This is a genomic window from Delftia sp. ZNC0008 (genome assembly GCF_000799035.1).
Classification (GTDB): domain Bacteria; phylum Pseudomonadota; class Gammaproteobacteria; order Burkholderiales; family Burkholderiaceae_C; genus Comamonas; species Comamonas tsuruhatensis.
In genome coordinates this window covers 1-14,297 of sequence record NZ_JTKZ01000021.1, presented here as the reverse complement: position 1 = coordinate 14,297, position 14,297 = coordinate 1, and the positions used below count along the sequence as shown (strand labels likewise).

Here is a 14,297-nt window from a genome sequence, read left to right as displayed (position 1 = left end):
GGAATAATCGGGGACTATGGCAACACAGTCCCCTTTTTCTTTCCTGAACGGCCTCATGGAACGCGTGATGGCCGGCCCGCAACCGCCGCAATGGCTGGTCAGCGAGGTGCATCAGCGCATCGTGCTGTTCCTCAACCATGTGCTGATGCAGGAAAAGGAGGCCACCGAGCGCCTGGTGCGGCAAAAGGGCCGCGTGGCGCGCGTGCAGTGGCGCGGCTACTCCATGGCCCTGCAGATCACGCCGGCCGGCCTGTTCAACGTGGCGCCTGAAGACGCGCAGCCCGATCTGCTGCTCGAAGTGACCGAGACCTTCGCACTGGCCCTGGCCCAGGTGGCCCTGCGCGGCGACAAGCCCTCCATCCGCATCGAAGGCGACGTGCAACTGGCCGCCGACATCAACTGGCTGGTGGACCACGTCGAATGGGATGTGGAGGAAGACCTCGCCCGCATCATCGGCGATGCACCCGCGCACACCGTGGCCAAGGTGGCCCGCAGCGCTGCCCAGGCACTGCGCCAGTTCGTGGGCGCCCGCATGGCCGGCAAGCCCGATGCCGATGCCCCCGCCCCTGAAGCCGCACGTTCGGCAGCGCCCGCCAGCGCGCCCGTTGGTTCCCCCGTGGTGTCCCTGCCCGGTTTCGAGAACGACAAGCCATGAGCCGGTTTCTTCGCGGGCTGACCATCCTCTGGGTGGTGTTCCGCTACGGACTCGACGAGCTGGTGCTGTCGAGCTTCGAGCATCCCTGGATGCGCCGCGCACGCGCGGTGCTCACCCTGGGCCGCCGGCTGGACAAGCCGCGCGGCCAGCGCCTGCGCGAGGCGCTGGAGGAGCTGGGCCCCATCTTCGTGAAGTTCGGTCAGGTGCTGTCCACGCGCAGCGACCTGATGCCGCCCGACGTGGCCGAGGAGCTGGCCCGGTTGCAGGACCGCGTGCCGCCCTTCGATTCGCAGATTGCGGTGGACACCATAGAGCGTGCCTTCCGCAAGAAGCTGGACCAGATCTTCGTGAGCTTCGAGCGCGAGCCGGTGGCCAGTGCCTCCATCGCGCAGGTGCACTTTGCCGTGATCAGCGACCGCAACGGCGTGCAGCGCGATGTGGCCGTCAAGGTGCTGCGCCCGGGCATGAAGGCCGTGATCGACAAGGACCTGGCGCTCATGCACATGATGGCGCGCTGGGTCGAGCGCCTGTCGGCCGACGGCAAGCGCCTCAAGCCCCGCCAGGTCGTGGCCGAGTTCGACAACTACCTGCACGACGAGCTGGACCTGATCCGTGAAGCCTCCAACGCCGCGCAGCTGCGCCGCAACATGGAAGGCCTGGACCTGGTGCTGATCCCCGAGGTGTACTGGGATTTCTGCCGCAACGACGTGATGGTCATGCAGCGCATGAAGGGCGTGCCCATCAGCCAGGTCGAGCGCCTGCGCGAGGCCGGGGTCGACATCCCCAAGCTCGCACGCGACGGCGTGACCATCTTCTTCACCCAGGTGTTCCGCGACGGTTTCTTTCACGCCGACATGCACCCGGGCAACATCATGGTCAGCCTGGAGCCCGAGACCTTCGGGCGCTACATCTCGCTGGACTTCGGCATCGTCGGCACGCTGACCGAGTACGACAAGGAATACCTGGCGCAGAACTTCACGGCGTTCTTCCGCCGCGACTACAAGCGCGTTGCCGAGCTGCACATCGAAAGCGGCTGGGTGCCGCCGAGCACGCGCGTGGACGAGCTGGAAGCCGCCATCCGCGCGGTGTGCGAGCCGTATTTCGACCGTCCGTTGGCAGAGATCTCGCTGGGCATGGTGCTGATGCGCCTGTTCCAGACCTCGCGCCGCTTCCATGTCGAGATCCAACCGCAGCTGGTGCTGCTGCAAAAGACGCTGCTCAACATCGAAGGCCTGGGCCGCCAGCTGGACCCCAATCTGGACCTGTGGAGCACCGCCAAGCCCTTCCTCGAAAAATGGATGCTGGACCAGATGGGCCCGCAGCGGCTGTGGCGCGAGCTGCAGGCCGAGGCGCCGCGCTACGCCAAGCTCATTCCCGAGCTGCCGCGCCTGATCCATCGCCGGCTCACGCGCAACTCCGGCGAGCACGACGAACTGCTCAAGGAACTGCTGCAGCAGCAAAAGCTCACCAACCGCCTGCTTCAGGCCATCGTCAGCGCGGGCATAGGCTTTGTGATCGCGCTGATCCTGCTGCAACTGGTGGTGCGCCTGCGCTGGTACTGAGAACACCGACGGGTTTCAAGCCCTCTGACTTTTCCCACTTTGAATCAGGAGTGCCAGCGTGCTGCTCTCAATGGTGATCGCCTACCTGTTCGTGACCATAGCCATTGGCCTGTGGGCGGCCAGGCGGGTAAAGAACACGGCCGACTTTGCAATTGCCGGGCGCCATCTGCCCATGTACATGATCATCACCACCACGTTTGCCACGTGGTTCGGCTCGGAGATCGTGCTGGGCGTGCCCGCCAAGTTCATCGAGGGCGGCCTGCGCGGCGTGGTCGAGGACCCGTTCGGCGCGGGCATGTGCCTGATCCTGGTGGGCCTGTTCTTCGCGGGCAAGCTGTACCGCATGACGCTGCTGACCATCAGCGACTACTACCGCCACCGCTATGGGCGCTCCATCGAGATCGTCTGCTCGCTGATCATCATGCTCAGCTACCTGGGCTGGGTCTCGGCCCAGGTCACGGCGCTGGGCCTGGTTTTCAACCTGCTGTCGGGCGGCACGGTCAGCATTCCCGTGGGCATGGCCATCGGCGTGGTGTCCATCCTGGCCTACACGCTGTTCGGCGGCATGTGGTCGGTGGCCGTGACCGATTTCCTGCAAATGATCATCCTCGTGGTCGGACTCGTGGTACTGGCCTGGTTTGCGGGCGACATGGCCGGTGGTGCCGACAAGGTCATCGACCTGGCCGTGAGCCGCGACTTGTTCCAGTTCTGGCCCGAACCCAGCTGGCATGACATCCTCTTCTTCTTTGGCGCGGCCATCACCATGATGCTGGGCTCCATCCCCCAGCAGGACGTGTTCCAGCGCGTGATGTCGGCCAACAGCGAAAAGGCCGCCACGCGCGGTACCGTCATCGGCGGCACGGCCTATATCTTCTTTGCCTTCGTGCCCATGTTCCTGGTGACCAGCGCGCTGATCATCATGCCGCAGGAGGCGGCGGAACTGCTCGGGCAGGACCCGCAGAAGGTGTTGCCCACCCTGGTCATGGACAAGATGCCCTTCGTCATGCAGGTGCTGTTCTTCGGCGCGCTGCTGTCGGCCATCAAGTCCTGTGCCTCGGCCACGTTGCTGGCACCCAGCGTGACCTTCACCGAGAACATCTGGCGCCAGTTCCGCACCCAGGCCAGCGACCGGGAAATGCTGCTGGCCATGCGCATCAGCGTGCTCGTCTTCAGCATCTGCGTGCTGGCCTACTCGATCAAGATGGAAGGAACGCCCATCTATGAGTTGGTCTCCAGCGCCTACCAGGTGCCGCTGGTCGGTGCCTTCGTACCGCTGGTCTTCGGGCTGTACTGGAAGCGCGCCACCACGCAGGGCGCCATTTGCGCCGTGGCACTGGGCATTGGCGTGTGGGTGGTCTTCATGGCCACGCCAGCTTTGCACGAGGCATTTCCGCAGCAATTGGCGGGCCTGTTGGCGGCTGTGACGGGGATGTTGGCTGGTTCGTTGGCTCCGCAATGGATGGCTAACCGATCCGAGAAAATTCAGGAGTTCAGTGCAGTGCACATCAACTAGAAATACTAAATATATTGCTATAAGTTTTATTGTGTATCTTTTTGTGTGAAGTTTCCCTGGGTTGAGGGCGCTGTTGTATTTAGGTGAAGCCTAGAGCGTCACAAAAATTGACTTTGGTTTTCTGAATGTTTCTGTATATTTTCTCCATGCAAGGGGCATATTTTTCCCGCTCGTAAATGAAGCACTCAATGCCAATTCCGGACAGAAGTGCGGTTGCGTGAAAAACCCTTGTCTAATCAGAGGGGGTCATATGCATAGGAAAAATCCGGCGATTCAAGCTTCGCCGATCCAGGGTCGTCCTGCTTTCAGTTTTTATAGCACCTTGTCACGCGCTTTCCTCAGCGGAGGAATTGCATTTTTTGCGTTATCTATCGGCGCCATGGCTGCACCGGGAACGCCAGTTGCGCCAATCCCCATCTGGAGCGAGGATTTTGAGAATCTTCCCGCACCCACCGGCAGTATGGATGGCACGGATTTGCTTGCATATCTGGGAGCTAGCCCGAGCGGCCAGCGGTATATAGCAGAATCACCCTGGCGTATGACAGACAGCTTCTGCAACGGAGTGCTGGTAGCCTTCAATCTGAATTCGAGCTCCGCGGCGATGTCTGCCGTCTGTGCCAATGTTCCCAGACGTTGGAACGGTTTGCAGCAATTTGCTCAGATGGCGGGCCAGCATGGTGGTCAGTCCTCGGCGGCTGCCAGAAACAATCATGTGTTGGGTGAACATACGGAAGGGGGCGTGTATCCGCTGAACAGATTGGTATTCGGGACGGCTGCCAATGTTCCGCTCAGTGTCGGCAATCGTTTCCTGGCTGCCAGCGTGGATACAGTCACGGCTTTTTGCAACCTCCCGACGCACCCATTGGTGCGGTTTGCTTTGGTCAACGGCTTGGGCAGCGACTTGTCCTTGGGTGCTACGCCTGTGGATACCTGCTTGGGCGGCACGAACCGGAGTGCCGATGCGATAGGTTTGATGGGTACGAGCGGCGCGGTTACGAAAACGGTGATCTCCGCCGGGGCGTTGCTCTATACGGGCAGTTCGGTTGGGTTCAGGCTGTACAACAACCAAACTTCCAGTGCTGGCAATGATTGGGCCATAGACAATCCCCGCATCCTCGACGTGACTCCCCAGATGGACAAGGCTTTCACACCTGCCAGCATCAACCTAGGCCAGGTTTCCCGGCTGACCATGACCATGACGAATACGACCGATCTGCTGCGCAAGCAAGGCTGGTCATTCACCGACAACCTGCCTGCAGGACTGGTTGTCGAGGGCAATGCCAGCACCACCTGCCCCGGCACGACCGTGCAGGCTGCAGCAGGCGGCAGCACCGTGACCGTGTCCAACGGAGACCTGGCCCAGGGCGCCGCCTTCTGCGAGGTGAGCCTCGACGTGCGCCCGACCGCGACAGGCAGCTTCACCAATGGCGCTTCCAACCTCAGTCTGATCGGCCTGAACCAGCCGGCCAGCCCGGCCGTGCTGGCGGTTGCGCCAGCGGCCGACATGCAGGCCACCTCCATCACGCTTCCCCTGACCATGACGGTGGGCGCGCCGGTGTCCGGCAGCTTCAGCTGCACCAATGCCGGCCCCAGTGAGGCCACGGCGGCCTCGTGCGTGATCTCCGGCCTGCCCGCCGGGGCGACCACGTCCTGCACACCCAGCGTTCCCACGGCCTCGCCATTGGCATCGGGCGGCAGCATTGCCTGCACGGTGCAGTTCACGCCCACCACAACGGGCACCATCGCGGCCTTGGTGACCGCGAGCAGCAGCACCGTGGATCCGGTGCCGGCCAACAACACCAAGGCACACCCCTTCAATCCCGTGGAGCGGGCCGACATGCAGGCCACCAGCGTCACGCTGCCGGCCACCGCCAACGTGGGTGTTCCCGTGAAGGGCTCTTTCGTCTGCACGAATGCCGGCCCCAATGCGGCGGCCTTTGCCAATTGTTCCATCGCAGGGCTGCCGGCAGATGCCAGCACCTCATGCATGCCTGCGGTGCCGACAGGCACGCCGCTGGCCTCGGGTGCCAGCATTTCCTGCACGGTGAGCTTCACGCCCACCACGCAGGGCAGCCTCACAGCCACCGTGACGGCGGTCAGTGGAACCACGGACCCGGAGCCGGCCAACAATTCGCGTGACCAGGAGTTGGTGGTTGCTGCCGCGTTGGCGCCGGAGCCGGTCCCCGCCACCGGGGTGCCTGCCCTGGTGCTGATGGGCCTGGCCGTCATGCTGGCGGGCCTGGGAACGCAGCGAGGCCGGGTACGGCGCTGAGCACGGATGCGGCAAGCCCCCGGCAGCGGGGGCGGTCGGGCCTGAGGAATGCCAGTCTCCGCGACTGGCATTTCTCATTGGAGCCCACCAGTTGCCGGCCCTGTACGCGCGCCTTGTGGCCTGCCCCGCCTGGGCCATTGGGCTTGAGACAGCCGCAGTATCGGACGGATGCCTATAATCGAAAGTTTTGCATCTTCCCTCGTATTAGCATTAGCGCCATGCCTATTTATGCATACAAGTGTGGCTCCTGCGGTCATGCCAAGGACGTGCTGCGGAAAATCTCGGATGCCCCGCTGACGACCTGTCCGGCCTGCGGGGCCGAGACCTTCTCCAAGCAGCTGACAGCTGCCGGCTTCCAGCTCAAGGGCTCGGGCTGGTATGCGACCGACTTCAAGAACAGCGGTGGCAAGAGCGCCGCCGCACCGGCTCCCGCAGCCGATGCTCCTGCCTCGGATACTTCTGCCGCACCAGCGGCAACTGCGTCCGCGCCCGCTGCGGCCCCTGCATCTGCCTCCGCGCCCGCAACGGCCCATTGATCAAGGCTTGCATTTCATGTCCGCTCTGCGCAAATGGCTGTTCGCCGGCCTGCTGGTGATCGTTCCGCTGGTGATCACGCTGGGCGTGCTCAACTGGATCATCGGCACGCTCGACCAGACGCTGACCATCCTGCCCGAGGCCTGGCATCCGGATCGGTTGCTGGGCTTCCATATCCCCGGCTTCGGTGTCGTGCTGACGCTGCTGATCCTGCTCGTGGTCGGTGCGGCGGCCAGCAACTTCATCGGCCGCAAGCTCGTGTCCTGGGGCGATGCGGTGGTCAGCCGCATTCCTGTGGTGCGCTCCATCTATTCCAGCGTCAAGCAGGTGTCCGATACCGTGTTCTCGGACAGCGGCAATGCGTTTCGCACCGCCGTGCTGGTGCAGTGGCCTCGTGAAGGCGTCTGGACCGTGGCCTTCGTCACTGGCTCGCCCAGCGGGGAGGTTGCCGCCTACCTGCGCGACGAATACCTGAGCGTCTTCGTGCCGACCACGCCCAACCCGACGGGCGGCTATTTCGTCATCGTTCGCAAGAGCGATTGCATCGAACTGGAAATGAGCGTGGATGCCGCGCTCAAGTACATTGTTTCCATGGGCGTGGTGACTCCACCGGATCTCGCAGTGCCCGCGGAACCCAAATAACAAACTGTCGCGCCCTTGCCGGGCGCAGGAAGCTTTTCATCATGGCCATGCGCTCCCACTACTGCGGTCTCGTGACCGAAGCCCTGATGGGCGAAACCGTTACCCTGTGCGGCTGGGTGAACCGTCGCCGCGACCATGGCGGTGTGATCTTCATCGACCTGCGCGACCGCGAAGGCTATGTGCAGGTGGTCTGCGATCCTGATCGCGCCGAGATGTTCAAGACCGCCGAAGGCCTGCGCAACGAGTTCTGCGTGCAGGTCAAGGGCCTGGTGCGCGCACGTCCCGAAGGCACGACCAACGACAAGCTCAAGAGCGGCCAGATCGAAGTGCTGTGCCATGAGCTGAACGTGCTCAACGCCTCGGTCACCCCGCCGTTCCAGCTGGACGACGAGAACCTGTCCGAGACCGTGCGCCTGACCAACCGCGTGCTGGACCTGCGCCGCCCCTACATGCAGCGCAACATGATGCTGCGCTACCGCACGGCCATCCAGGTGCGCAACTTCCTGGACAAGGAAGGCTTCATCGATATCGAAACGCCCATGCTGGGCAAGAGCACGCCCGAAGGCGCGCGCGACTACCTGGTGCCCAGCCGCGTGCACGACGGCGAGTTCTTCGCTCTTCCGCAGTCGCCCCAGCTGTACAAGCAGATGCTGATGGTGGCCGGCTACGACCGCTACTACCAGATCACCAAGTGCTTCCGCGACGAAGACCTGCGCGCCGACCGCCAGCCCGAGTTCACGCAGATCGACTGCGAGACCTCGTTCCTGGGCGAAGAGGAAATCCGCGCCATCTTCCAGCGCATGATCACCGAGGTCTTCAAGACCCAGCTGAACGTGGATCTGGGCGAGTTCCCGATGATGACGTACCAGGAAGCGGCCTTCCGCTTCGGCTCGGACAAGCCCGACCTGCGCGTCAAGCTCGAGTTCACCGAACTGACCGAGGTCATGAAGGACGTGGACTTCAAGGTGTTCTCCACGCCCGCCACGACCAAGGGCGGCCGCGTGGTGGCACTGCGCGTGCCCGGCGGCTCGCAGATCTCGCGCGGCGAGATCGACCAGTACACCGAATTCGTCAAGATCTACGGCGCCAAGGGCCTGGCCTGGATCAAGGTCAACGAAGTGGCCAAGGGCCGCGATGGCCTGCAGTCGCCCATCGTCAAGAACCTGCATGACGCGGCCCTTGCCGAGATCCTCAAGCGCACGGGTGCACAGGACGGCGACCTCATCTTCTTCGGCGCCGACAAGGAAAAGATCGTCAACGACTCCATCGGCGCGCTGCGCCTGAAGGTGGGCCACAGCGATTTCGGCAAGGCCAACGGCCTGTTCGAGGACCGCTGGGCGCCGCTGTGGGTGGTGGACTTCCCCATGTTCGAGCACGACGAGGAAAACGACCGCTGGGCGGCCGTGCACCACCCGTTCACCTCGCCCAAGGATGGCCACGAGGAACTCATGGTCACCGATCCGGGCAACTGCCTGGCCAAGGCCTACGACATGGTCCTGAACGGCTGGGAGCTGGGCGGCGGCTCGGTGCGTATCCACCGCGCCGACGTGCAGAGCAAGGTGTTTGACGCGCTCAAGATCTCGCCCGAAGACGCACGCGCCAAGTTCGGCTACCTGCTGGACGCGCTGCAGTACGGCGCCCCCCCGCACGGCGGCCTGGCCTTCGGCCTGGACCGCCTGATCACGCTGATGACGGGCGCCGACTCCATCCGCGACGTGATCGCCTTCCCCAAGACCCAGCGCGCCCAGGACCTGCTGACGCAGGCACCTTCGCCCGTGGACGAAAAGCAGCTGCGCGAGCTGCACATCCGCCTGCGCAATCCGCTGGCGGCCACGCAGGGCTGAGGAGCAGGCTTCACGGCTTGACAGGAACGGCAGGAGCTGGCGCAGCTTCTGCCGTTTTTCTTTTTGCGGAGAGCTTTCATGCGTTTTCAAGGCATTGCATCGGTGGCGCTGGCGTTGGTGGTGTCGGCAGGGCTGGGCCTGTCCGGTTGCGGCGAGAAGAAGACCGAGCTGGGGCAGGGCGGTTCGGAGATCACGGGCTCTGCCGGGCCGCTGGGGGCGAACAACGGGTCGCGCGAACTCGTGCGCTGCGATGCGCCCGTGGCCACGCTGGCCCTGGCCGAGAATCCCAACGGCTACGTCATGGGCTCGGGCTATCAGCTGCCGGCCTCGCCCGTTCCGCTGGTCAAGCTGCTGGCCCAGCAAAGCGGCTGCTTTCGCGTGGTGGACCGGGGAGCGGGCCTGCGCGGCACGGTGCAGGAGCAGGACCTGAAGAATGCCGGCGTGCTGCGCGAGAACTCCACGGTGCGCAAGGGCCGGGGCTACGAGGCCCAGTACACGCTGACGCCCAGCCTGACCTTCAGCGAGCAGGACGCGGGCCGCGGGCTGGCCGGCGTGGTCGCCATGATCCCGGTGCTGCGAGACATTGCAGGGCTGGCCGGCCTGGTCGAGCAGGTCAAATTCAAGGAGGCGCAGACCGCGCTGCTGCTGTCGGACAACGAAACCACCGAGCAGGTGGCCGCTGCCACGGGCGCAGCCCGCACCACCGATCTGGGCGTGGGCGGCATGGTGCTGGGCCGCCTGGGCGCTGCGGGCGCGGGCTGGAGCAATACCAACGAGGGCAAGGTCATCGCCGCTGCCTTTCTGGATGCGCACAACCAGCTGGTCTTCCAGGTGCGCGCGCTGCAGGCCAAGGAGCTGCCACCGCCGGTGGCCACCAAGGCCGGGCAGGGCAGGAGCTGAGGCCAGCCATGGCCGGCCACAAGATCCCCGAGTCGGTGCTGGTCGTCATCCACCGTGATGACGGGCAGGTGCTGCTGATGCGTCGCACGGCACCGGCGCCTGAGGGCGGGGAGTTCTGGCAGTCGGTGACGGGCAGCAAGGACCATGAGGGCGAGTCCTGGCGCGAGACCGCGGTGCGCGAGGTGCGGGAAGAAACCGGCATCGATGCCGAGGCGCCCGGCTGCCTGCTGCAGGACTGGGCGCTGGAGAACATCTACACCATCTACCCTGCCTGGCAGCACCGCTATGCGCCCGGTGTATGGCACAACCGCGAGAGGGTTTTCGGGCTGCGGATTCCGTCCTACACCCCTGTGTTCTTGAATCCGAGGGAACATACCGCATCTGCTTGGCATCATTGGCGTGAGGCTGCCCAGCGCTGCTATTCACCGTCCAATGCGGAGGCCATCTTGCTGCTTCCACGTTTTTCCCCAACGAAGCCGGACTGAACCCCTCACCTGCGTTCCCGAACCGCCATGACTGAAAACGCGAATTCCCATCAGGTGGACCCCGGCCCGTCGATACTGCGCGTCGCGACCTACAACATCCACAAGGGCGTGCAGGGCATGGGTCCCGCGCGCCGCCTTGAAATCCACAACCTGGGCCACGCCGTGGAGCAGCTCGATGCCGACATCGTCTGCCTGCAGGAAGTGCGCAAGATGAACCACAAGGAGGCCGCGTACTTCGAGCGCTGGCCCCAGGTCTCGCAGGCGGAGTATCTGGCTCCCCTGGGCTATGAGGCCGTCTACCGCACCAACGCCTACACCCGCCACGGCGAGCACGGCAACGCGCTGCTGACCCGCTGGCCCGTGGTGGGCCACCAGCACGAGGACATCTCCGACCACCGCTTCGAGCAGCGTGGCCTGCTGCATGTGGAGGTGGAAGTGCAGAACCGGCGCGTGCACACCATCGTGGTGCACCTGGGGCTGATCCCCGGCAGCCGCGTGCGCCAGGTCTCCCAGCTCAAGCGCTTCATCGAGCGAGAGGTGCCGCCGGGCGCGCCCGTGGTGGTGGCTGGCGACTTCAACGACTGGGGTGGCCAGATCAAGCGCATGCTGGGCGGTTTCGGCCTGTACGAATACGACGAATTGCCCAGCGTGCCCACCTATCCTTCGCGCCTGCCGCTGGCCCAACTGGACCACGTCTATGTGCGCGGCCTCACGCCGCTGGGCCTGCATGTGCCCAAGGGGCGCATCTGGTGGCGCATGTCGGACCATCTGCCGCTGATTGCGGAATTCCGCCTCTAGCCCTGGCCGCTCTGACACACGCCACTCTTTTGCTATTGAATTGATAGCTTTCGGGGCGGGCAGAACCTGCGTTTGGGTGGAAAATCCCTTGCGTGCCATGCTGCGGGTTTCGCTGTTACCATGCCAGCCATGTTCAGAGAACTCGTCGACATGAAACAAGACAGCCAGGCCGAGGGCACCCCCGTCTCGGTCAAGATCCGCGAACGACTGAAGCAGGCGCAAAAGCGCTTTCATGCGAACGACAACATCTCCGAATTCATCGAGCCCGGTGAACTCGAGCAACTGCTCGACGAAGTCCAGGAAAAGATGCAGGGCGTGCTCGACAGCATGGTCATCGACACCACGCACGACCACAACACGCGCGCCACGGCGCGCCGCGTGGCCAAGATGTATGTCAACGAGGTGTTCCGGGGCCGCTACGTGGCGCAGCCCGCCATCACCGAATTCCCCAACGCCGAGCACCTCAACGAGCTGATGATCGTCGGCCCGATCACGGTGCGCAGCGCCTGCAGCCACCATCTGTGCCCGGTGATCGGCAAGATCTGGATCGGCGTGCTGCCCAACAAGAACACCAATGTCATCGGCCTGTCGAAGTACGCGCGGCTGGTGGACTGGATCATGGGCCGTCCCCAGATCCAGGAAGAGGCCATCATCCAGCTGGCCGACCTGATCCTCGACAAGACCCGCCCCGACGGCCTGGCCGTGGTCATGGAGGCTTCGCACTTTTGCATGTCCTGGCGCGGTGTGCGCGAGATGGACAGCAAGATGCTGAACTCCGTCATGCGCGGCGCCTTCCTCACCAACCCGGAACTGCGCCGCGAGTTCCTCTCGCTGGTGTCCAGCCGCAAGTAAATCCCCGGGGTGGCGTCCCCGGACGCCTCACACAACACCCCAGGCTGCGCAGTGCGCGGCCTTTTTTCTTTCCCGCGCCACGCCCCGCTTTCCCCGGACCTGCCCATGTCGCTGCAAGCCTTTGCCCTGATCATCATTGCCGGCCTCATCCATGCCGGCTGGAACATCGTGGCCAAGAAGGCGGGCGGTGATTCGCGCTTTGCCTTCTTCACCTCGCTCATCATGATGGTGATCTGGGCACCGCTGGGCTGGTGGGTGGGGCGCGATGTGGTGCCGACATGGGGGCGCAGCGAATGGCTGGTGGTGCTGGCCAGCGGCCTGCTGCACGTGGCCTACTACGTGACCTTGCTGCGCGGCTACCGCAGCGCGGACCTCACCGTGGTCTATCCGCTGGCGCGCGGCTCGGGGCCGCTGCTGTCGTCCATGGTGGCCATCCTCTTTCTGGGTGAGCGGATTTCCTCGTTGGGCGTGCTGGGCATTGCCGGCGTGGTGGTCGGCGTCTTCCTGATCGCGGGAGGCCCCGGCCTGCTGCGCGCGCGCCATGATCCCGAAGCCCGCGAACGGCTCAGGATGGGCCTGTGGTACGGCCTGCTGACGGGCGCCTTCATCGCCAGCTACACCGTGGTGGACGGCTATGGCGTGAAGCTGCTGCTGATGTCGCCCATCCTCATCGACTACATGGGCAACTTCGTGCGCGTGTTCCTGCTGGCGCCCGTGGTGCTGCGCGACCTGCCCACGGCCCGGCATCTGTGGCGCGCGCAGTGGCGCTTCGCGGCCCTGGTGGCGCTGATCAGCCCCATTGCCTACGTGCTCGTGCTCTACGCCATGCAGGATGCGCCCATGTCGCACGTGGCGCCTGCGCGCGAAGTCTCCATGCTGTTCGCGGCGCTGATCGGCGGGCACATGCTGCGCGAAGGCGATCGCCTGGCACGCATTGCGGGCGCCGTGTGCATTGCCGTCGGTGTGACGGCGCTGGGCCTGGGCTGAGCACCATGGCGGCAATGCGGGTACTGGGCTGCGATTTCAGCAGCCGACCTACGGCGCGCAAGCCCATCACCATGGCCCTGGGCCGCCTGGTGGCTGGCGACACGGTGGTCCTGCAGGATTTGCTGGAGTTCGCCTCGCTGGACGCATGGGCCGCCTGGCTGGCCCGGCCTGCCGATTCGGCGCAGTCGGCCTGGGTGGGCGGTTTCGACCTGCCTTTTGCCCTGCCGCGCGAACTGGTGGAGCAGCTGGGCTGGCCCACGGAATGGGCGGCCTGCATGGACCACTATGCCGGCCTCACGCGCCAGGCCATACGCGAGCAGTTCAAGGCCTTTTGCGCGGCGCGGCCCGCAGGCGGAAAGTTCGCGCACCGGGCCACGGACGGGCCTGCCGGTGCCAGCCCTTCCATGAAATGGGTGAACCCGCCCGTGGCCTACATGCTGCATGCCGGGCTGCCCTTGCTGCGCGCGGCCGGCGTGCACCTGCCGGGCCTGCAGCCTCCCGGCAAAGGCGATGCGCGCCGCGTGGCGCTGGAAGCCTACCCGGGCATGCTGGCGCGCGCCGTGATCGGCCGCCTCAGCTACAAAAGCGACGAACCCGCACGGCAAACGCCCGAACGCCATCAGGCGCGCGTGCAATTGCTGGCGGCGCTGGAGCGCGGCGACAACCCGCTGGCGTTGCGCCTGCGTATCGACGCCGAAGAAACCCGCAACCAGTTGCTGGCGGACGGCAGCGGAGACCGGCTGGACGCCGCAATCTGCATGCTGCAGGCCGCCTGGGCTGCGGCCCGCCATGCGCAGGGCGATGCGCTCTACGGGTTGCCGCACGACCTGGACCCGCTGGAAGGCTGGATCGTCACGGCCCAGGCCTGATCTGCGCCGCACTGAAATACTCGAATCGGGAAGAGACAAGCGATGCCCACCTTTGAAACCTTGCTGGCCTTTTTCGGCGTGGCCGTGCTGCTGGGCCTGAGCCCGGGGCCTGACAACCTGTTCGTGCTCATGCAATCGGCCCAGCGCGGCTGGCGCGTGGGCCTGTGCGTGGTACTGGGTCTGTGCCTGGGGCTGGTGGTGCATACGGCGGCGGTTGCGCTGGGTTTGGCGGCACTGGTGGCTGCGTCGCCCCTGCTGTTCACCGCCATCAAGCTGTGCGGCGCCGCCTACCTGGCCTGGCTGGCCTGGGGTGCGCTGCGCGCCGTGGCCCGGCCGGGCGAGATGCCGCAGGCCGGCGCAGCCGACCCGCTGACCCCCGCACGG

The 14,297-nt window shown here is 64.9% G+C and carries 14 protein-coding genes; all 14 read left to right on the top strand.

Features of this window, described 5'->3' with window-relative positions:
* The first annotated feature begins 16 nt into the window (after positions 1 to 16).
* Positions 17 to 655 carry a ubiquinone biosynthesis accessory factor UbiJ gene (locus tag L995_RS00650; RefSeq protein WP_047468142.1) on the top strand — a complete coding sequence of 213 codons (639 nt, stop codon included), beginning with the start codon at positions 17 to 19 and terminating at the stop codon, positions 653 to 655.
* Positions 652 to 2,217 carry a ubiquinone biosynthesis regulatory protein kinase UbiB gene (gene ubiB / locus L995_RS00645; RefSeq protein WP_016445674.1) on the top strand — a complete coding sequence of 522 codons (1,566 nt, stop codon included), beginning with the start codon at positions 652 to 654 and terminating at the stop codon, positions 2,215 to 2,217. The genes L995_RS00650 and ubiB overlap by 4 nt, the downstream gene beginning before the upstream one ends.
* 58 nt (positions 2,218 to 2,275) lie before the next feature.
* The gene (locus L995_RS00640) at positions 2,276 to 3,730 is read left to right on the top strand and encodes a sodium:solute symporter family protein (RefSeq protein ID WP_047468141.1); all 1,455 of its coding nucleotides are present in this window, start codon (positions 2,276 to 2,278) and stop codon (positions 3,728 to 3,730) included.
* A 250-nt stretch (positions 3,731 to 3,980) separates the two neighbouring features.
* Positions 3,981 to 6,002 (top strand): DUF7933 domain-containing protein, encoded by a 2,022-nt coding sequence (locus L995_RS00635; RefSeq protein WP_231574326.1) that lies wholly within the window; start codon positions 3,981 to 3,983, stop codon positions 6,000 to 6,002.
* 218 nt (positions 6,003 to 6,220) lie between these two features.
* Positions 6,221 to 6,538, top strand: a complete 318-nt coding sequence (locus L995_RS31580) for an FmdB family zinc ribbon protein (RefSeq protein ID WP_016445677.1) — start codon at positions 6,221 to 6,223, stop codon at positions 6,536 to 6,538.
* 16 nt (positions 6,539 to 6,554) lie between these two features.
* On the top strand, positions 6,555 to 7,178 hold the full coding sequence (locus tag L995_RS00625; RefSeq protein WP_016445678.1) for a DUF502 domain-containing protein: 624 nt from the start codon (positions 6,555 to 6,557) through the stop codon (positions 7,176 to 7,178).
* A gap of 41 nt (positions 7,179 to 7,219) precedes the next feature.
* Positions 7,220 to 9,022: an aspartate--tRNA ligase gene (gene aspS, locus L995_RS00620; RefSeq protein ID WP_016445679.1), complete on the top strand. Its 1,803-nt coding sequence runs from the start codon at positions 7,220 to 7,222 to the stop codon at positions 9,020 to 9,022.
* Between the two features lie 78 nt (positions 9,023 to 9,100).
* Positions 9,101 to 9,922, top strand: a complete 822-nt coding sequence (locus L995_RS00615) for a CsgG/HfaB family protein (protein ID WP_047468137.1) — start codon at positions 9,101 to 9,103, stop codon at positions 9,920 to 9,922.
* An 8-nt stretch (positions 9,923 to 9,930) separates the two neighbouring features.
* Complete coding sequence (gene nudB / locus L995_RS00610; RefSeq protein WP_047468134.1) at positions 9,931 to 10,407, top strand: dihydroneopterin triphosphate diphosphatase; 477 nt, start codon at positions 9,931 to 9,933, stop codon at positions 10,405 to 10,407.
* A gap of 27 nt (positions 10,408 to 10,434) precedes the next feature.
* Entirely contained in the window at positions 10,435 to 11,205 is a 771-nt protein-coding gene (locus L995_RS00605; RefSeq protein WP_016445682.1) for an endonuclease/exonuclease/phosphatase family protein, read from the top strand.
* A 129-nt stretch (positions 11,206 to 11,334) separates the two neighbouring features.
* Positions 11,335 to 12,057, top strand: coding sequence for a GTP cyclohydrolase I (folE, locus tag L995_RS00600; protein ID WP_016445683.1), 723 nt, complete (start codon positions 11,335 to 11,337; stop codon positions 12,055 to 12,057).
* A 105-nt stretch (positions 12,058 to 12,162) separates the two neighbouring features.
* The gene (locus L995_RS00595; protein ID WP_047468131.1) at positions 12,163 to 13,044 is read left to right on the top strand and encodes an EamA family transporter; all 882 of its coding nucleotides are present in this window, start codon (positions 12,163 to 12,165) and stop codon (positions 13,042 to 13,044) included.
* A gap of 14 nt (positions 13,045 to 13,058) precedes the next feature.
* On the top strand, positions 13,059 to 13,913 hold the full coding sequence (locus L995_RS00590) for a DUF429 domain-containing protein (protein ID WP_047468129.1): 855 nt from the start codon (positions 13,059 to 13,061) through the stop codon (positions 13,911 to 13,913).
* Positions 13,914 to 13,955: 42 nt separating this feature from the next.
* Positions 13,956 to 14,297 (top strand): LysE family translocator (locus L995_RS00585; RefSeq protein ID WP_047468156.1); only part of this gene is annotated, 342 nt, incomplete at its 3' end.

What these genes read in the sequence shown, in the direction of transcription:
- L995_RS00650 (WP_047468142.1), top strand. Translation starts at nt 17, where the DNA reads ATGGCAACACAGTCCCCTTTTTCTTTCCTGAACGGCCTCATGGAACGC.
- ubiB (WP_016445674.1), top strand. Translation starts at nt 652, where the DNA reads ATGAGCCGGTTTCTTCGCGGGCTGACCATCCTCTGGGTGGTGTTCCGC.
- L995_RS00635 (WP_231574326.1), top strand. Translation starts at nt 3,981, where the DNA reads ATGCATAGGAAAAATCCGGCGATTCAAGCTTCGCCGATCCAGGGTCGT.
- L995_RS31580 (WP_016445677.1), top strand. Translation starts at nt 6,221, where the DNA reads ATGCCTATTTATGCATACAAGTGTGGCTCCTGCGGTCATGCCAAGGAC.
- L995_RS00625 (WP_016445678.1), top strand. Translation starts at nt 6,555, where the DNA reads ATGTCCGCTCTGCGCAAATGGCTGTTCGCCGGCCTGCTGGTGATCGTT.
- aspS (WP_016445679.1), top strand. Translation starts at nt 7,220, where the DNA reads ATGGCCATGCGCTCCCACTACTGCGGTCTCGTGACCGAAGCCCTGATG.
- L995_RS00615 (WP_047468137.1), top strand. Translation starts at nt 9,101, where the DNA reads ATGCGTTTTCAAGGCATTGCATCGGTGGCGCTGGCGTTGGTGGTGTCG.
- nudB (WP_047468134.1), top strand. Translation starts at nt 9,931, where the DNA reads ATGGCCGGCCACAAGATCCCCGAGTCGGTGCTGGTCGTCATCCACCGT.
- L995_RS00605 (WP_016445682.1), top strand. Translation starts at nt 10,435, where the DNA reads ATGACTGAAAACGCGAATTCCCATCAGGTGGACCCCGGCCCGTCGATA.
- folE (WP_016445683.1), top strand. Translation starts at nt 11,335, where the DNA reads ATGTTCAGAGAACTCGTCGACATGAAACAAGACAGCCAGGCCGAGGGC.
- L995_RS00595 (WP_047468131.1), top strand. Translation starts at nt 12,163, where the DNA reads ATGTCGCTGCAAGCCTTTGCCCTGATCATCATTGCCGGCCTCATCCAT.
- L995_RS00590 (WP_047468129.1), top strand. Translation starts at nt 13,059, where the DNA reads ATGCGGGTACTGGGCTGCGATTTCAGCAGCCGACCTACGGCGCGCAAG.